We start from the raw sequence: 17,990 nt of genomic DNA, 5'->3' as shown, positions 1-17,990 counted from the left end.
CGGCTTGGCTTACTGCGGCTTGGCCAGGCCCAGTTTCTCGATGATCGCGCGCTCGCGCTTGACCGTGTCCGCGGCAAACGCGGCGTACTGGCTGGTGCTCATGTAGTACGGCTCCATATCGAACTTGGCAAGCGATTCGCGGTAGTTCGGCATCTCCATGGCTTGCTTGAAGGCGTCATGCAGCTTCTTGACGATGGCCGGGTCGGTGCCCTTGGGCGCCACGAGGCCGAACGGCGAAGTCTGCACGATGCCCATGCCCAGTTCCTTGAGCGTCGGCACGTTCGGGAAACGCGCCGAGCGCTTGTCGCCCCAGGTCGACAGCAGACGCAGCTTGCCGGTCTCCACGTACTGCGCCCAGGCCGGGGTGTCCGCCACGGACATCACGTGGCCGCCCAGCAGAGCCTGCATCGATTCCGAGTTGCCCTTGTACGGAATGTGCGAGAACTGCACGCCCTGGCGCAGTGCCAGGTCTTCCATGGTCAGGTGCAGCGTGGTCATCGAGCCCGGCGAGCCATACGTCAGCTTGCCCGGGTTGGCCTTGGCGTAGGCGATGTAATCCTGCATCGTCTTGATCGGCGAATCGGCCGGCACGACCAGGCCGAACGAGTAGCCAGCCAGGTTGATCACGTAGCTGAGGTCCTTGACCGGGTCCCAGTTGATCTTTTGCGTGTACGGCAGACGGTAGACAGGCATGGCGACCTGCGCCAGCGTGTAGCCGTCGGGCGGCGTGGCCTGCATCATCTGGGCGGGCAGCACGCCACCAGCGCCGGGCTTGTTCTCGACGATCACGGGCTGGCCCAGGATCTTGGAGGCGTTTTCAGCCAGCACGCGGAACGGAATGTCGGTGGAACCGCCCGCGGTGTAGCCGATCACGAGGCGGATCGGCTTGGTCGGGAACTTGTCCGCCTGGGCGTATGCCGGCACGGCGGCGGTTGCGATCGCTGCGGTGGCGGCGATCAGGCCCATCTGGGCCATGAATTGGCGGCGTTGCATGAGTCTTTGTCTCCTTCTGCTGCAAAAATGCACTGTTGCGACTTCGATCAAACCGATAAAGCGATAAACAGTTGCAGGCTCGCCCCGGTGTTGTTGTGTGGGGTCGGGCGCGTTGTGCTGGACTGCGTGGTCGTTAGCTGTCGAACGCCTCCCGCAATGCGGCAACGGCATCGGCATGCGCACCCGCAACAGCGTGAATGAAACGTCCGAGCTTGAAAAAATCGTGAATCATCGTTGGGTAGTCCGCCAGCGTGGCCTTGACTCCGGCTGCCTGGAGCTTGGCCGCATAGGCCACGCCCTCGTCGTGCAGCGGGTCGTAGCCGGCCACGGCGATCCAGGCCGGACACACGCCACGCACATCGGCGCCCTGCCCGCCACCGTCGAGCGGCGCAAAGCGCCAGTCGTCGCGGCTCTCATCGCGGTCGAGGTACTGGCCGAAAAACCACTGGATCATGTCCGCCGTCAGCAGGTAGCCATCGGCCAATGCACGATTCGATGGGGTGTCCTGCCTCGCACTGGTGCCGGGATAGATCAGCAGTTGCAGCACGGGTTCCAGGCCGGTGTTGCGCGCCTCGATGGCGCAGGCTGCCGCGAGCGTGCCACCCGCGCTATCGCCACCGAGTGCGATGCGCGCCGGATCGGCACCCAGCTTGGCTGCTTCGGCAAAGACCCAATGGAGGACGTCGAACGCGTCGTGGGCCGCCGTCGGAAACTTCCAGTCGGGCCCGAGCCGGTAGTCCACCGACAGCACCAGGCAGTCGGCATCGTTGCAGAGCATGCGGCACAGCGGATCGTGCGAATTGATGCTGCCGACCGTGAAGCCGCCACCGTGGAAATACACCAGCAGCGGCAGCGGATCGGCCCAACTGGCTTCGCGCGGCGCATAAAGCCGCACCGGGATGTCGTAGCCGTCGCGCGCGGGAATCGTGAAATTCTCCACGCCATGCACGGCGGCCGGCGGAATATCCAGAATCAGCGCGCTCTTCTCGTAGCCGATCTTCGCGTCAGCGGGCTCCATCGTATGGATGGCCGGGCGTTTGGCGCGCGCGACCAATTCCAGCAACTGCGCGACTTGCGGGTCGAGCGGCTGATCGGGCAAGCCGGGAACGGACGGAGAGGGCTGAGCGGACATCGGAAGCAATCGAAGTCGGGGCACGCGGGCATGTTAGACCCGAATGCCGACCGGGGGCGCACCAGTACGGCGTTCAAAATGTGAACGACCATTTGTGAACGGTCGTTCGATTTCCATATCATGCCAGCGTTTCCGCTACGCAGCATTACGAAATAACCCTTGGCGAGCCGGTTGCTCCACCTTTTGCGCGATCATCGGTCATGTCATAAGCGGCGTTTGCCGCCTATGCTTGGAATACAACCCCATGACCCAGGAGACACCATGACGGGCGAACACTTGCAGGTTGTGCACGGCGATATCACGCGGATGGAAGTCGATGCCATTGTCAACGCGGCCAACAATGGCTTGCTGGGCGGAGGCGGTGTGGACGGCGCGATCCATGGTGCGGGCGGCCCGTCGATCATGGCGGCGTGCCGTGCGCTGCGCGACAAGCAAGGCGGATGTCCCACCGGGGAGGCGGTGATCACCACGGGTGGCCTGTTGCCGGCACCCTATGTCATTCATGCCGTGGGTCCGGTGTGGCACGGGGGCGGACAGAACGAGGATGCACAACTGGCGAGTGCCTACCGGAGCAGCATCCGGCTGGCCGCCGAACACAACCTGCGCACGGTGGCCTTCCCGAACATCAGCACCGGTGTCTATGGATTCCCGCGCGAGCGGGCCGTGGACATCGCCATTGCTGCGGTCCGGGAGGCACTGGCCAAGGCGCCCACCATCGAACAGGTCACGTTCGTCTGCTTCGACGACGAGAACTTCAAGCTCTACCGCGATCGGCTGCGGTAGAACGGAAGGCTTCGTTCAGGGCAGCGCGCTGCGGATCAGCAGGTTGATCCGCTCGGGCTGCTCGTGGATGACCCAGTGCGTGCCTTCCGGAATGCGTTCGAGCCGCATGTCGGGGACGAACTCGTCCAGGCCGTCCACCAGCGTCTTCGGCAGCGCGCGGTCGTTCTCGCCCCAGATCACCAGCGTTGGCACCCGCACCACGAACATGGCCGGGTCGAGCCGCGAGATATCGGGTGCGGTCTCGCCCGTGGCGGGTGGATGCATCGGCGTGGCGCGGTAGTAGTTCACCCCGCCAGTCAGCGAATGCGAGCCGTTGTCGCCGGGTTCGGACCACGCCCCGTGATAGCGCACGCGCGTATCGCCCGAGAACCACGCGGGTAGCGCGCCAGCCTCGCCAGTCAGCATTTTCTCCAGCAATGCAAACTCGTTGGCGGCCAGCGCCTGCTCTGAACCGGGCTTGCGCAGCCAGTTCATATAGGCCGATGCCTGCTGCTGCGCCGGATCGGCCGACAACGCGCGCGCGAACAGATACGGATGTGGCGAATTGATGATGACGAAGCGCTCGATCAGCTCGGGATGCTGCGCCGCAAGATTCCAGCACACCGCGCCGCCCCAGTCATGCGCCACGATTACGCATTTCTCGTAACCCAGCACGCGGATGAACTGCACGAGGTCTTCGACGAGCAGCTTGGGCCGATAGGCCTCAGGCTCGGCCGGCTTGCTCGACAGGTTGAAGCCGCGCAGGTCAGGCGCCACCGCAAAATGTGTCTGACCGAACTCGGCAAGCTGGCGCTCCCAGGCGTACCAGAATTCGGGAAAACCATGCACGAACAGGATCAGCGGCTTGCCCGGCTCGCCTGCGCTACCGTAATGCAGCCGCGTGCCATTGGGCAGGTTGGCGAACTGCAGGTGATGAATCACGGCAGGCGCGGTCATCATGGTCTCCCTCTTCGCTTCCGTCATCGCGGATCTCCCGAAAGGCTATGCAAGAACGTGACCAGGTCAGCCGCGCAGCGCGGCAACCAGGCTGGCGCGAACTTCTGACTTGTCACCGAACGGATCGCCCGGATTGCGCTGGTTGACGATGTCCTCCATGCGCTGGCGAACCGTGGCAAGGGCCTGCGGGTGGGAATAAATATAGAAGCTTTCGTTGCGGATGGCGTCGAACGTGAGCTGCGCCACATCGGCCGCGGAGACCTTGCCCGAACCCACTGCCTTGTCCGACAGCGCTTGCGACACCATCTGCGAACGCGTGGGCGGTGCGTCGTTGGCAAGCCCGGCGGGACGATTGCGGTGCGACTGGCTGATGCCGGTCGGCACGAAGTACGGGCACAGCACCGAGCAGCGCACCTGTTCGGTGACCAGGCTCAGGTCTTGATAAAGCGTTTCCGTCAGCGCTACCACGGCATGCTTCGACACGTTGTACACACCCATCGCCGGCGGATTCAGCAACCCGGCCATCGACGCCGTGTTGACGATATGGCCCTGGAACGAGGGGTCCTTCTTCGCGGCCTCCAGCATCAACGGCGTGAAAATCCGCACGCCGTGCACCACGCCATACAGGTTCACGCCGAGCACCCACTCCCAATCTTTCTCGGTGTTCTCCCAGACCAGTCCGCCCGCACCGACGCCAGCATTGTTGAAAACGAGGTTGACCTCGCCAAAGGCTGTCATCGCCGCATCGGCCAACGCTTGCACCTCGGCAGCCTTCGACACATCGGCACGCAGTCCGATCACCTGCGCGCCCTGGGCCTTGAACTCGGCCACGGTGGAATCGAGCGCGTCTTCCTGAACATCGGCCAGCACAAGCTTCATGCCACGTTGCGCACCGATCTTCGCGAACTCCTTGCCAAACCCCGATGCCCCACCGGTGATCACGGCAACCTTGCCTTCGAACTGGTTCATGGTGTCTCCGTCGATGTGTTTTGTTTTGTGTTTGTTTGCTCCCCTCTCCCGCGCGCGGGAGAGGGGTTGGGGGAGAGGGCCAGCGGCTCTGCTTGCCGACTTATCGGAATTTGAACCGCTTGCCCTCTCCCCTGCCCCTCTCCCATAGGGAGAGGGAAAAACCAACGGGGTCGGTGATGCTCAGACTGCCGCCTGCACCCAATACCCCTGCCTAGGAAAATGAACATTCACCGCCCCGGCCCGGGAATCCTGGCGGCGGATCGTCACCACGTGTTCCGTCAGCGTCAGCAGCACGCCAGCGACGGGGTCCTTCGCGTAGTCGGTGGGCGTCACGGTCACGGCGTCGCCTGCGGAGAAGCCGCTGCCTGGCAGGATCGTCGTGTCATGCGGCAGTGGATCGTGGTCATACGCATCGGCCAGCGCGGATTCGGACGGAATCACGCGCAGCTTGCCGTGTCCGTATGCCTGCATCCGCGTGAACCACGTCTTGACCAGCGGATAGCCATCGAGCACTGCCGCCAGCGGCGTAGCCCGCCGGATAAACCAGATGCAGTGGAACAGCGAGAAATCCGCAATCGACAACTCCGGGCCAGCCACGTGCTGCACGCCAGCCGCAAACTGGGTCTGCAGCCGGGCAAAGGTCTCGTGGAGCATCGCAGCGGCTTCGGGCAGCGGCATGCGCAGCGCATTGGTGTCGCCACGCATCGCCTTGCGGTCGGCCATGAACGCCTGGATCTGCCCGGGGCTCAAGTGGGCTAGCATCACCTGCACGCCAGCCGGTTGCATCGTGTACGTGACCGATGCCGTGAACAGCGCGCTGTCGATCCACGCTGCCGTCATGCGCGCCTGCGCGGCCTGGAAGGCCGGATACAGCGGCGGCTGGGGCGCCAACCGGTCGAGCACATCGCAAATCAGTGCGGTATCGCAGTAGATGTCTGCCCCGATCTGCATGACCGGGGTACGCCGATAACCGCCAGTCAGCGCCGTCACATCGGGCTTCGGCATGATTGGCGGGATCTCCACCGCGCACCATGACAAGCCCTTGGCGCCCAACACCAGGCGGACTTTCTCGGAAAACGGCGAAGTTGCGTATTGATGCAGGATGATGTCAGGCATCCATTCCTCTCCAGGGAGTGATTAAAAGGGTCTACCCCTGTTAATCGAGCAAATCCGGCTGTTCCTTAACAATACGTGCGTATAACGGCTGGAACTGGAACCATCCGGCCTGCGCTGTGCCGACGATGGAATACGACTGGCGCGCCGCTGCGTCACTGATCGTCTTCGGCGCCTGACCAGTGCGTGCAGCAGCCGATTCGGCCAGGATCTGCACCTGGCAGGAGCGCTCCATCGTGATGAACCACCAAGCGGCTTCGTCCACTGTCTTGCCCACTGTCAGCAGGCCATGGTTCTGCAGGATGGCTGCCTTGTTGGAACCAAGGGCGTTCGCAATGCGCTGGCCTTCGTCCAGTTCCACCACCACGCCGCCGAAATCGTCATAGAGCGCGTGGTCGTCGTAGAACGCGCAGACATCCTGCGTCAGCGGGTCGAGCTTGCGACCGAGCGTGGACCATGCCCGCCCATAGGTGCTGTGGGAGTGCGCCGCCGCCACGGCATCTTCGCGTGTCTGATGGATGCGCGAATGAATCGCGAAGGCCGCTGCGTTAACGGGGTAGTCGCCCTCCACCACATTGCCGTGGTGATCGCAGCGAATCAGGTTCGAAACATTGACCTGACTGAAATGCACACCGAACGGATTGACCCAGAAGGTATCCGTGAACTCGGGGTCGCGAGCCGTGATATGACCGGCCACCCCTTCGTCGAAACCAAACTTGGAGAACAGCCGGAACGACGCCGCCAGCCGCTGCTTGCGATGCAGCCGCTCTTCCGCCGCCGTCTCGAACCTGGGCGGGCGTGGCAGCATGCGATAACGGGCCTTGACCTCTTCGGACAAACCGGACGCGATCTCGTCACGGTCTGCGGGCGCTTGCGGTGCGTTCATGGGCTGTCTCCTGTGAGTGGGGTGCGCCCCTTTGCGAGGCGTCTTTCCCGGATGGCTTTGTGGCTTTGCGATTTACGACAGTTTCACAAGCTGCTTGCCGAAGTTCTTGCCCTTGAGCAGGCCGATAAAGGCTTCCGGCGCACTGGCCAGCCCTTCGGCCACGCTCTCGCGGAATTTGATCTTGCCTTGGGCCACATAGCCGCCCAGTTCCTTCAGCGCCTGCGGCCACACTTCCATGTGCTCGGACACGATGAAGCCTTCGATCTTGCAGCGCGAGACCAGAATGGCGCGCGGGTTGCGGATCGGCATGTCCTGGCCGTCATAGCCAGCGATCAGGCCGCATACCGCGATGCGTGCGAACGGGTTCAGGCGAGCCAGCACCACATCGAGGATGTCGCCGCCGACGTTCTCGAAGTAGCCATCCACACCCTTCGGCGTCACCGCCTTGAGCATGCCGTACAGTTCCTTGGCATCCTTGGCGGCCTTGTAATCGATGCAGGCGTCGAAGCCCAGCTCCTTCGTCACGTAGTCGCACTTGTCCTTGCCGCCGGCCACACCCACCACATAGCAGCCTGCCAGCTTGGCGAGCTGACCCACCACGCTACCCACGGCACCCGATGCGGCGCTGACCACGATGGTCTCGCCAGCCTTCGGCGCGATGATCTTGTTCAGGCCGTACCATGCCGTCACGCCGGGCATACCGACCGAACCGAGATAGGCCGACAGCGGAATATGCGTGGTATCCACCTTCTGCATGCCACCGCCATCGGTGACGCCGATCTCCTGCCAGCCGAACATGCCGACGACCTTGTCGCCCACGTTCCACTTCGGATTCTTGCTGGCAATGACTTCACCCACGGTGCCACCGATCATCACTTCATCAAGCGGCTGCGGGTCGGCGTAGGACTTGCCTTCACCCATGCGGCCGCGCATATACGGGTCCAGCGACAGGAAATGGTTGCGCACCAGCACCTGACCATCGGCCAGTTCGGGCACGGGCACGTCTTCCAGGCGGAAGTTGTCGGGGGTGACGGCTGCGGTGGGGCGCGAGGCCAGGACGATACGCTTGTAGGTTTGGTTCGACATATTCGTTTCCTTCACTCGGTGGGAGGTCGGTCTAAGTTTGAACAGGGCGCGCCGGGATCAACCGTCCGCGCCCGAATCGGCCGCCCCGCTCTCGCGTTTGGGCGGCATACGCTTGATGAACTTGAACGTACCGGATGCCTTGGAAACGATCTTTCCATCGGCATCGACAATCTCGCCTTCGCAGAACACCATCGTCGAAGTGCGATGCACGACTTGCCCGCGCGCGGTCATCTTGCCGCGTCCCGGCGCCATAAAGCTCGTTTTCATTTCGATGGTGACCACGCCGCGTCCATCCGGATCGGACGAGCGGCCAGCAATGGCCATGGCGACATCCAGCAGCGTCATGAGCACGCCGCCGTGGGCCATGTCCCAGCTATTTTGGTGCCGTTGCTGCACCTCGAGTTCGATCTCGCTGCGGCCATCCTCCATGTAGTTACAGAGGACGCCCATATCGGCGAGGAATGGGATGGTGAGGGGGCGTTGGGTCATTTGGGGCTGAACTGAAAATTGGCTTGCATTATGCCTCTGGTTGGCTCCCCTCTCCCGCCTGCGGGAGAGGGGTTGGGGGAGAGGGCCAGCGGTTCTAACACCACAAGTCGTGGCTTGAACCTCCGACCCTCTCCCCCTGCCCCTCTCCCGTTTTACGGGAGAGGGGAGCAAACCAAGGGCAACGGTTACACAGCGCTCACGCCCCCATCCACCGCCAGCACCTGCCCCGTAATGTGCTTGCCTGCATCCGAAGCAAACAGCAGCGCCGCACCCTTTAGATCTTCGTCATCGCCCAGGCGGCGCAGTGGCACGCCTTCGCACATCTTGTCCACGCCGATGCGTTCCAGCGAGCCGCGCGTCATCTTCGACGGGAAGAAGCCCGGTGCCAACGCGTTGACCGTGATGTTGTGCTCGCCCCATTCCGCCGCCAGCGTGCGCGTGAAGTTGATCACGGCGCCCTTCGACGTGTTGTAGGCAATGGTTTCCATCGTGCCCGGCGGGTTGCCGGCCAGCCCTGCAATCGACGCCACGTTGATGATGCGGCCGTGGCGACGCGGGATCATCGACTGCTTGCCGATTGTCTGCGACAGCAGGAACAGCCCGCGGATATTCAGGTTCATCACCTTGTCCCAGGCTTCGACCGGATGGTCTTCGGCCGGGGCGCCCCACGTGGCACCGGCATTGTTGACGAGGATGTCCACGTGGCCGAGCCGAGCCAGAGTCTCGTCAGCCAGCCGGGCGATCTCGTCATCGCGTGCAGCATCGGCAGCGATGAACGACGCGTCGATGCCGCGCGCCTTCAGGTGCGCCTGCGCGGACTCCAGTTCGTCAGCCTTGCGCGCCGACAGCACCACGCGCGCGCCCTGCTCGCCGAGCGCCTCGGCAATCTGAAGCCCCAGGCCGCGCGAGCCGCCGGTGATCAGCGCGGTGCGGCCCTTGAGGTCAAACAGTTGCTGGATGGTTCTCATGGTTGTCTCCCGTTCTAGTTTTTTAGAACCAGCTGTCCTGCATATCCAGCGTGGTCCGGTCCAGCGAGGCGAGCAGGTCGAACTGCGGATACACCTTCGGCAGTTCGAAGCGGAAGAAGTACGCTGCTGCCGCCAGCTTGCCGCGATAGAAATCGATATCGTCGCCCTGCGCCGACGCCAGCGCGGCCTGTGCGACCAGCGCCTGTTCCAGCCAGATCCACGACACGACCACGTGCCCGAAGGCTTCGAGGTACACGGAAGCATTGGCCAGCGTCACGTTCGCATCGCCCGCCGCCCACAGTTCGCGCGTGACCTCGGCCAACCGTCCGGAAGCGGCGCCAAGCGCCTTGGCCTGTTCGGCCAGCGTGGCATCGCCAGTACCCACCGCCCGTGCGCAGGTGGCCTGCACCCTTTGGCCCAGCAACTGGAACGCTGCTCCGTCCTGCATCACGACCTTGCGGCCCAGCAGATCGAGGCCCTGGATGCCATGCGTGCCTTCGTGGATCGGATTCAGGCGGTTGTCGCGATAGAACTGTTCGACGTTGTATTCGCGCGTGTAGCCATACCCGCCATGTACCTGGATGGCGAGGTTGTTGGCTTCAAGGCACCACTGCGACGGCCAGCTCTTGGCAATCGGCGTCAGGATGTCGAGCAGCAGCGACATTTCGCGATGCTTTGCTGCATCGCCCGCCGCCTTGGCCGCGTGCTCGTCGTCCACGAGCCGGGCGCAATACAGGTTCAGCGCGAGGCCGCCTTCGACATAGCTCTTCTGCGCCAGCAGCATACGGCGAACGTCGGCGTGCTCGACCAATCGGACTTGCGGCGACGCCGGGTCCTTGCCTTGCGGTCCGACCGGACGCCCTTGCGGCCGGTTGCGCGCGTAGTCGAGCGAATGGAGGTAGCCGGTGTAGCCAAGCGCCACGGCGCCCAGGCCCACGCCGATGCGCGCCTCGTTCATCATGTGGAACATGCAGGCCAGGCCCTTGTGCGGCTCGCCCACCAGATAGCCGACGGCACCGGCCTTGCCGCCCGGCTGATACTTCATGCCCTCGCCGAAGTTCAGCAGGCAGTTGGTGGTGCCGCGATAACCCATCTTGTGGTTCAGGCCAGCCAGCACCACGTCGTTGTGCTCGCCCAGCGAACCATCGGCATTGACCAGATACTTCGGCACGATAAAGAGCGAGATGCCCTTCACGCCCGGAATCAGCTTGCCATCGGGGCCGGGGATCTTTGCCAGTACCAGATGGACGATGTTCTCCGACAGTTCGTGCTCGCCGGCCGAGATCCACATCTTGTTGCCGCGCAGGCGGTATTGCTGGCCCAGTGGCGATTCGCCTTCATAGTCGGCGCGCGTCGCGACATCGGACAGCGACGAACCCGCCTGCGGCTCCGACAGGCACATCGTGCCGAAGAAGCGGCCTTCCAGTTCGGGACGCACAAAGGTGTCGATCTGCGCCGGGGTGCCGTGCGTCAACAACAGGTTCGAGTTGCCGATCGTCAGGAACGGATACGAGCTGGTGCCAACGTTGGCGGCCTTGAAATAGGCAAACGCCGCCTTTTCCAGGGTGACCGGCAACTGCATGCCGCCGTAGTCGTAATCCTGGCCGGCGGCCATGAGGCCAGCCTCGCAGAACGCCTTCAGCGCGACCTTGACCTCAGGAATGATCGTAACGGTCTCGCCATCGAAATGCGGTTCGTGCGCATCGCTTTTCTTGTTGTGCGGCGCGAACAGGTCGGTGGCGATTTTTTCGCAGGTATCGAGCGCGGCATCGAAGGTCTCGCGCGAATGGTCTGCAAAACGGGGAATCTGCGTCAGTGACTCGGCATCGAGCCATTCGTACAGCACGAAATTGAGATCACGACGGGAAAGGATCAGCGACATGGAATGCGAAGCTCCGGGCTGAAACGAGAAGGAAGTGTATAGCTGGCTTAGCTCCCCTCTCCCGCCCAGCGGGAGAGGGGTTGGGGGAGAGGGGCAGCGGTTCAAATTGCCACAAACCGGCAAGCAGAACCTCGTTCCCTCTCCCCTGCCCCTCTCCCGGAGGGAGAGGGGAAACAACAACGACAACAAGAAGCAGTCGAAATGCCTTACAGCACCTCGAACAGCCCAGCCGCACCTTGGCCGCCGCCGATGCACATCGTCACCACGACGTACTTGACGCCGCGACGCTTGCCTTCGATCAGCGCGTGGCCGACCAGGCGTGCGCCCGATACACCGTACGGGTGGCCCACGGCGATGGCGCCGCCGTTGACGTTCAGGCGATCCATCGGGATGCCCAGCTTGTCGGCGCAGTACAGCACCTGCACGGCAAAGGCTTCGTTCAGTTCCCACAGGCCGATATCGTCGACCTTGAGGCCAGCCTTCTTGAGCAGCTTCGGCACCGCGAACACCGGGCCGATACCCATTTCGTCCGGCTCGCAGCCTGCCACGGCAAAGCCGCGGAACACGCCCAGCGGTTGCAGACCCTTGGCAGCGGCCACGCGTGCATTCATCACCACGGCTGCCGAAGCGCCGTCCGAGAATTGCGATGCGTTGCCGGCCGTGATCACGCCACCCGGCATGGCCGTGCGGATCTTCGAGACGCCTTCCAGGGTGGTGTCGGCGCGAATGCCTTCATCGGCGTCGATCGTGACTTCCTTCGTCAGCAGTTGACCCGTGGCCTTGTCAGCCACGCCAGCCAGCACCGTCATCGGCACGATCTCGTCCTTGAACTTGCCGGCTTCCAGGGCGGCTGCGGCACGCAGCTGGCTCTGCACGCCGTACTCGTCCTGGCGATCCTTCGAGATGTTGTAGCGCTTGGCCACGTTCTCGGCGGTCTGCAGCATGCTCCAGTAGATTTCCGGCTTGTTCTTGTTGAGCCAGCTTTCCTGAATCATGTGGCGATTCATTTCCTGCTGCACGCACGAGATGGATTCCACGCCGCCGGCCACGAAGATGTCGCCTTCATCGGCGATCACGCGCTGCGCGGCCATGGCGATGGTCTGCAGGCCCGACGAGCAGAAGCGGTTGACGGTGGCGCCCGGCACGGTGACCGGGCAGCCGGCGCGCAGGGCGATCTGGCGCGCGATGTTGGCGCCGGTGGCGCCTTCGGGGTTGGCACAGCCCATCAGCACGTCTTCCACTTCGCCGCCGTCGATCTTGGCGCGGGAAATGGCGTGCTGCACCGCATGGCCGCCCAGCGTGGCGCCGTGCGTCATGTTGAAAGCGCCCTTCCAGCTCTTGGCCAGCGCGGTGCGCGCGGTGGATACGATGACTGCCTCGTTCATGTGTTGCTCCTCGGATTCTTTGTGTCTCTGCGTCTAGCGGAGGGATGTTCGGTGTCTGCGAAGGGATGGCATCGTTGCCCTCCCTTCGCGTATCGGCCAGTCAGCTTTTCAGCTTGTCAGCCGTTGAAGCCCTTGCCTTCGTCGGCCAGCTTCTGCAGCAGCGGCGCAACGGTCCAGGCTTCGCCGTGGTAACCCTTGGCGTAGCGCTTCATCGACTGGGCCACGTTGAACAGGCCAACCTGGTCTGCGTAGAGCATCGGGCCACCGCGGAACAGCGGGAAGCCGTAGCCGGTCAGGTAGACCATGTCGATGTCCGACGCCTTCGAGGCAATGCCCTCCTCCAGGATCTTGGCGCCTTCGTTCACCAGGGCAAACACCAGGCGCTCGACGATTTCCTCGTCCGAGATCTTGCGACGCGTGATACCGAGCGACTTCGAATGCTCGACGATCATGTCGTTGACCTGCTGGTTCGGGTACGGCTTGCGGTCGCCCGCCTTGTAGTCGTACCAGCCCGCGCCGGTCTTCTGGCCGAAGCGGCCCATTTCGCACAGCAGGTCGGCGGTCTTCGAATACTGGATGTCCGGCTTGTCCACGGCGCGGCGCTTGCGGATGGCCCAGCCAATGTCGTTACCGGCGAGGTCGCCCATGCGGAACGGACCCATGGCAAAGCCGAACTTCTCGACCGCCTTGTCCACTTGCTCCGGCAACGCGCCTTCGTCCAGCAGGTAGCCAGCCTGGCGGCTGTACTGCTCGATCATGCGGTTGCCGATAAAGCCGTCGCAGACGCCCGAGACCACGGCCGTCTTCTTGATCTTCTTGCCGATCTGCATGACGGTGGCCAGCACGTCCTTGCCGGTCTTCTCGCCGCGCACCACTTCCAGCAGCTTCATCACGTTGGCCGGGCTGAAGAAGTGCATGCCGACCACGTCCTGCGGACGACGCGTGAACGAGGCAATCTTGTTCACGTCGAGCGTGGAGGTGTTGGAGGCCAGGATCGCGCCGTCCTTCATCACTTCGTCCAGCTTCTTGAAGACGATTTCCTTGACGCCCATTTCTTCGAACACGGCCTCGATCACGAGGTCGGCGTCCTTGATGTCGTCATAGGACAGCGTGGTGCTCAGCAGGCCCATGCGCTGCTCGACCTTCTCGGCCGTCAGCTTGCCCTTCTTGGCGCTGTTGTCGTAGTTCTTGCGGATGATGCCGACGCCACGGTCGAGCGCTTCCTGCTTGGTTTCCAGCATGATCACGGGGATGCCGGCGTTCAGGAAGTTCATCGTGATGCCACCGCCCATCGTGCCGGCGCCGATCACGGCAACCTTCTCGATCTTGCGGACCGGCGTGCCTTCCGGCACATCGGGGATCTTGCTTGCGGCGCGCTCGCCGAAGAACGCATGGCGCAGCGCGCGCGATTCCGGCGTACCGACCAGGTACATGAAGCCTTCGCGCTCTTCCTTCAGACCTTGCTCGAACGGCTTCAGCGATGCGGCCACGGCGTCCACGCACTTCGACGGCGCCGGGAAGTTCTTTGCCACGGCTGCCACGGTGTTGCGAGCGAAAGCGATGAAGCCTTCGGCGTTTTCATGGCGCACCTTCAGGTCACGCACCTTCGGATGCGGGCCGCTTGCAGCGCCCACGTTCTGTGCGAACTTGACGGCGGCAGGCAGCACGTCGCCGTCAACGACTTCGTCGAACAGCTTCGAACCTGCGAACTTTTCGGAAGGAATGGCCGTGCCGGACACGATCATGTTCAGCGCGTGCTCGAGCCCGATCAGGCGCGGCAGGCGCTGCGTGCCACCGGCGCCCGGCAGCAGGCCCAGCTTGACTTCGGGCAGCGCAATCTGCGCGCCCTTGGCGGCCACACGGTAGTTACAGCCCAGTGCCAGTTCCAGACCACCGCCCATGGCCACGGAGTGGATCGCAGCGACGACCGGCTTGGTCGAGGCTTCCAGCACACGGATCACCGAGTGGAGCGTCGGCTCCTGGGTGGCCTTGGGCGTATTGAATTCGCGGATATCGGCGCCGCCCGAGAATGCCTTGCCGGCGCCGGTGATGACGATGGCCTTGACGGCTGCATCGTCCAGCGCACGGGTCATGCCTTCGACGATGCCGAGGCGGGTGCTATGACCCAGGCCATTGACGGGGGGATTGTCGAGCGTGATGACGGCGACGCCGTCCTGAACCTGATACTGCGCTGTCATACAAGTTCCTCTGGTGTGTGCGAGTCCTTGGGCCTTGCCTCTGGGGACTCCAGTTGTCTCGGGATTCGAATTCTCGAATAAAGGTGTTGCCGTACTGCGGTCTTGCCAGGATCGCGGCGGCTATGTTTTTGTGTCCGCAATCCCTTGCTCCACAAGCCCCTCCGGCTTGAAAGCGGGTCAAGCATACACAAAATAGCACGGTCGTTCAATTTCATTTTTCGACCATGGAAGTCCCGTCATGCGCAGGCTTCATGCCGGGATTTTCCGGCGTTCATGGTGAGCCGCCCGACCCCGCAAATCCCTCAGGGGGAACCCGTAGGAAATCGGTTTCGCTGTTGAGCTTTATGTCTTGTGCGCCACTTTTTTTGCCAGGCGACTTTGCGAACGCATTCATTGGAGGGTGGCCTCCAATCGTTGAAGAAGTCTTGGGTTGATGGCCCGCAAGGACGTTGCTGACTGGTCCTGTCTATCGTGGAGGCTTCGCAAAAATGCGGAGTCGTCGAACCATGGCCGTCGTCACATACTCCATGGCCCTAGAGTTTGAAAGAGACCCAGAACTCAAAAAGGCCTTAATCGAAACTCATCGTGCCAAGTTCGGGCTTGTCGGACAAACCACTGATGTCCGACTCATGGTGAAGATGCTGGGGCTTGAGGAAACCGTCCGACGCATAGAAAGTCGAAGCGCATCGCTGGAATTCGATGGTCAATTCTTACGTTGGATGGAGAACGGCATGTCTTGCCGCGCCTGGATCGCAGCCTCGGGCAAGATCAAATTTCACGAAAAGCGCTACCAGTACCTAGCGGGGATGGGTCCGATACCTGAAGGCCACTACATTGCCCGGCAGCAGGAACTGCAGAGGTGGGAAGATTATTCACTCTTTAGTCGCCGGGCCTGCTTTCTGCGCGCCCTCCGCATGACTCGATTCACAGGATCATGGCCCGGATGCACACGTGCCTGGGGCGATCGAAGGATCTGGCTGCGACCAAGCGTCGGCACCGTTACGTTGGGCCGAGACAATTTCTCGATACACGGTGGTACGGTCTTGGGGTCCGCGGGCTGCATTGATCTCACGTCCGGAATGCCCGACTTCGTGGACTCCTTCATCAAATATGGAAAGGACATGGACCTGAATGTCCGTTATTGACTTCCTTGGCCGTCTGTCCGTCCTCGCGTTTGCGTTCTTCGTTGCATACGGCATGATCTGCCACCTCGTCGAAGGCTACTACCCGGAATACTTCTGGCCTATCGTGGCCTATCTGGCAACCGCGCTCAGTGCGTCGGCAGCGCTGCTGTGGCCCCACCTTCGCTCGCGGAACCGGTGGGCACTTTCGGGACCTTTTATTCTTTTAACCCTTGCTGGCTTTCTGTTTGCCTGAAGTTTCTCAAATATGGCAAGGACATCCAACTTCGTGTTTGTTATTGAAGTCGTCGTAAGGATCGCTATCGGTATCGTGGCAGCCTTGTGCGCGCTAGGCATGATCGAACACTTGATGTCGGGCCTATATCCGAACTTCACGGGCGCGATGGTTGCCTATCTAAGCGGCGCGCTACTAGCTTTTGGATCCTTGGCATGGCCGACTCGGCTGAACGCCACCCGATGGATTCTATGCGCGCCGTACTTCACGCTCACCCTCTTGGGGATGGCCGTTGCTTACTCGCCTTCCATCTCGGCATGGGTGTTCAAGCATCTTTTTTACTAACAGCCGGTAACGTGCTCAGCCGCCAAAAAATCTATCCGCTTTTATGGCAAAGACCTCGAACTTCGCGTTTGTTGTTGAAATCCTCGCCAGGATCTTCATCTGTATCCTGTCGGCTCTGATCGCGACAGGCATGGCCCAAAATTTGATATTGGACCTCCACCGAGATTTCACGGGTGGGATCGTGGCCTATCTTGCCAGCTCGCTACTAGCTCTTGGATCCATGGCATGGCCGTCTCGGTTGAATGCCACGCGATGGTATCTATGTGGGCCGTTCTTCGCGCTAACAACGCTGGGAATAGTATTTTCCCACTGCTCCATCTGCTGGTCGGGACTGTTCAAGGTCCATGAGTGGCTAGGAACAGACCCATATTCTTGACTCTCGCTCCCTCCCCCTAAACCTCAAACCACTCCTTCCTCACCTGCGCATTCGCCTTCAGTTTTCCACGTCTATGCCCCATAGGCAGACGGCCTGCCTTCAGCAGTGTCGAGATTCTCAGTCTTGGTTGATGCCCAGCAAAGACGATGCCGACACTCATTCGATATCGTCGACGCCTCTCGTTCCCTGCGGAGTCGCCAACCATGGCAGTTGTTACGAATTCCCTTGTCTGGGCAATAGAGAGGGATCCAACTCTCAGGAAGGCGCTAGTAGAGGCACATCGCGAAAAGTTTGGGCTAGTCGCAGGCACCACCGATGTCCGGCTTATGGTCGAGATGCTTGGACTTGCAGAGACCGCCCGGCGCATGGACCGTCGAAACGCCTCACTGGAGTTCGATGGGCAGTTTTTGCGCTGGATTGAGCGTGGAATGGTTTCGAGAGCATGGATCGCTGTCTCGGGCAAGAAAGACTACAACGATAAGACTTATCAGTTTCTTCGTGGCGTGGGTCCGCTGCCAGCGGGCGACTACGTCGCAAGACAGTCTGAATTGCAGCGATGGGAAAACTACTCGCTCCTGGATCGCCGCGTCTGCGTACTCAGATGGATCGGCGTGAAAAAATTCACTGGCGCATGGCCGGGTTGCGCCTACGCGTGGGGAACTCGGCGCGTCTGGCTGGAACCTCGTTCATGGACCGTAACGTTGGGAAGGGACAATTTTTCAATCCATGGGGGCAAGGAACCTGGATCAGCAGGCTGCATTGACCTCACGTCCGGAATGCCCGACTTCGTCGACTATTTTCTAAAATATGGCAAAAACATGGACCTTCGCGTCCGCTACTGAGGTTGCGGCGCGAGCAATCGTGGGGGTTCTCGCACTCTTAATGGTAGTGGCCATGGCCCTCCACCTGATTGATGGCACCTATCGCGAGTATTACTGGTACGTCGTGGCGTACCTGGCAGTTGCAATCCCCGCGTCGGTGGGCCTGCTTTGGCCCGGCACCCGACCGCGAGTTCGCTGGTCACTCGCCGCACCTTTTGTCTTCATGACCTTTGCCGGTCTCATGGAAGCCTGGGGGTAGGCAAGAGAGGATC

General features: G+C 62.0%; 18 protein-coding genes. 6 read left to right on the top strand and 12 right to left on the bottom strand.

Going from position 1 to position 17,990, the window contains the following annotated elements:
* Window positions 1–9: 9 nt before the first annotated feature.
* Together GA566_RS07245 and GA566_RS07240 are read right to left on the bottom strand one after the other, a co-directional pair.
* On the bottom strand, window positions 10–993 hold the full coding sequence (locus GA566_RS07245; RefSeq protein WP_137926718.1) for a tripartite tricarboxylate transporter substrate binding protein: 984 nt from the start codon (window positions 991–993) through the stop codon (window positions 10–12).
* A 133-nt stretch (window positions 994–1,126) separates the two neighbouring features.
* Window positions 1,127–2,125, bottom strand: a complete 999-nt coding sequence (locus GA566_RS07240; protein ID WP_160472271.1) for an alpha/beta hydrolase — start codon at window positions 2,123–2,125, stop codon at window positions 1,127–1,129.
* A 261-nt stretch (window positions 2,126–2,386) separates the two neighbouring features.
* On the opposite strand from GA566_RS07240, the gene GA566_RS07235 reads away from it, so the two are divergent.
* Window positions 2,387–2,908, top strand: a complete 522-nt coding sequence (locus GA566_RS07235) for an O-acetyl-ADP-ribose deacetylase (protein ID WP_137926716.1) — start codon at window positions 2,387–2,389, stop codon at window positions 2,906–2,908.
* A 15-nt stretch (window positions 2,909–2,923) separates the two neighbouring features.
* On the opposite strand, the gene GA566_RS07230 is transcribed toward GA566_RS07235, so the two are convergent.
* The 10 genes from GA566_RS07230 to GA566_RS07185 form a co-directional block, all read right to left on the bottom strand.
* Complete coding sequence (locus tag GA566_RS07230) at window positions 2,924–3,844, bottom strand: alpha/beta fold hydrolase (protein WP_160473244.1); 921 nt, start codon at window positions 3,842–3,844, stop codon at window positions 2,924–2,926.
* Between the two features lie 66 nt (window positions 3,845–3,910).
* Entirely contained in the window at window positions 3,911–4,813 is a 903-nt protein-coding gene (locus GA566_RS07225) for an SDR family oxidoreductase (protein WP_137926715.1), read from the bottom strand.
* A 180-nt stretch (window positions 4,814–4,993) separates the two neighbouring features.
* Window positions 4,994–5,929: a glutathione S-transferase family protein gene (locus GA566_RS07220; protein ID WP_137926714.1), complete on the bottom strand. Its 936-nt coding sequence runs from the start codon at window positions 5,927–5,929 to the stop codon at window positions 4,994–4,996.
* Window positions 5,930–5,969: 40 nt separating this feature from the next.
* Window positions 5,970–6,812: a class II aldolase/adducin family protein gene (locus GA566_RS07215; RefSeq protein WP_137926713.1), complete on the bottom strand. Its 843-nt coding sequence runs from the start codon at window positions 6,810–6,812 to the stop codon at window positions 5,970–5,972.
* A 72-nt stretch (window positions 6,813–6,884) separates the two neighbouring features.
* The gene (locus tag GA566_RS07210) at window positions 6,885–7,898 is read right to left on the bottom strand and encodes an NADP-dependent oxidoreductase (protein ID WP_137926712.1); all 1,014 of its coding nucleotides are present in this window, start codon (window positions 7,896–7,898) and stop codon (window positions 6,885–6,887) included.
* Window positions 7,899–7,955: 57 nt separating this feature from the next.
* On the bottom strand, window positions 7,956–8,387 hold the full coding sequence (locus tag GA566_RS07205) for a PaaI family thioesterase (protein ID WP_160472269.1): 432 nt from the start codon (window positions 8,385–8,387) through the stop codon (window positions 7,956–7,958).
* 185 nt (window positions 8,388–8,572) lie between these two features.
* Window positions 8,573–9,355, bottom strand: a complete 783-nt coding sequence (locus tag GA566_RS07200) for an SDR family oxidoreductase (RefSeq protein ID WP_160472268.1) — start codon at window positions 9,353–9,355, stop codon at window positions 8,573–8,575.
* 22 nt (window positions 9,356–9,377) lie between these two features.
* Window positions 9,378–11,237, bottom strand: a complete 1,860-nt coding sequence (locus tag GA566_RS07195; RefSeq protein ID WP_160472267.1) for an acyl-CoA dehydrogenase — start codon at window positions 11,235–11,237, stop codon at window positions 9,378–9,380.
* Between the two features lie 206 nt (window positions 11,238–11,443).
* Window positions 11,444–12,622 carry an acetyl-CoA C-acyltransferase gene (locus tag GA566_RS07190; protein ID WP_137926708.1) on the bottom strand — a complete coding sequence of 393 codons (1,179 nt, stop codon included), beginning with the start codon at window positions 12,620–12,622 and terminating at the stop codon, window positions 11,444–11,446.
* Window positions 12,623–12,738: 116 nt separating this feature from the next.
* On the bottom strand, window positions 12,739–14,820 hold the full coding sequence (locus tag GA566_RS07185; protein WP_160472265.1) for a 3-hydroxyacyl-CoA dehydrogenase NAD-binding domain-containing protein: 2,082 nt from the start codon (window positions 14,818–14,820) through the stop codon (window positions 12,739–12,741).
* A 506-nt stretch (window positions 14,821–15,326) separates the two neighbouring features.
* On the opposite strand from GA566_RS07185, the gene GA566_RS07180 reads away from it, so the two are divergent.
* The 5 genes from GA566_RS07180 to GA566_RS07160 all read left to right on the top strand — a co-directional run bounded on the left by GA566_RS07180 (window position 15,327) and on the right by GA566_RS07160 (window position 17,977).
* A complete protein-coding gene (locus GA566_RS07180) occupies window positions 15,327–15,965 on the top strand; it encodes a hypothetical protein (protein WP_160472263.1) in 639 nt (212 codons plus the stop codon).
* Complete coding sequence (locus GA566_RS07175) at window positions 15,952–16,197, top strand: hypothetical protein (protein ID WP_160472261.1); 246 nt, start codon at window positions 15,952–15,954, stop codon at window positions 16,195–16,197. The genes GA566_RS07180 and GA566_RS07175 overlap by 14 nt, the downstream gene beginning before the upstream one ends.
* A gap of 33 nt (window positions 16,198–16,230) precedes the next feature.
* The gene (locus tag GA566_RS07170; protein WP_160472260.1) at window positions 16,231–16,521 is read left to right on the top strand and encodes a hypothetical protein; all 291 of its coding nucleotides are present in this window, start codon (window positions 16,231–16,233) and stop codon (window positions 16,519–16,521) included.
* Between the two features lie 579 nt (window positions 16,522–17,100).
* Window positions 17,101–17,739, top strand: coding sequence for a DUF2778 domain-containing protein (locus GA566_RS07165; RefSeq protein ID WP_160472259.1), 639 nt, complete (start codon window positions 17,101–17,103; stop codon window positions 17,737–17,739).
* A gap of 52 nt (window positions 17,740–17,791) precedes the next feature.
* On the top strand, window positions 17,792–17,977 hold the full coding sequence (locus GA566_RS07160; RefSeq protein WP_160472257.1) for a hypothetical protein: 186 nt from the start codon (window positions 17,792–17,794) through the stop codon (window positions 17,975–17,977).
* Window positions 17,978–17,990 lie beyond the last annotated feature (13 nt).

Origin of the sequence: Cupriavidus sp. SW-Y-13 (assembly GCF_009793345.1) — a bacterium.
Classification (GTDB): Bacteria; Pseudomonadota; Gammaproteobacteria; order Burkholderiales; family Burkholderiaceae; genus Cupriavidus.
Note: the sequence above shows the minus strand (reverse complement) of the source record. Positions and strands in the feature narration are given on the sequence as shown.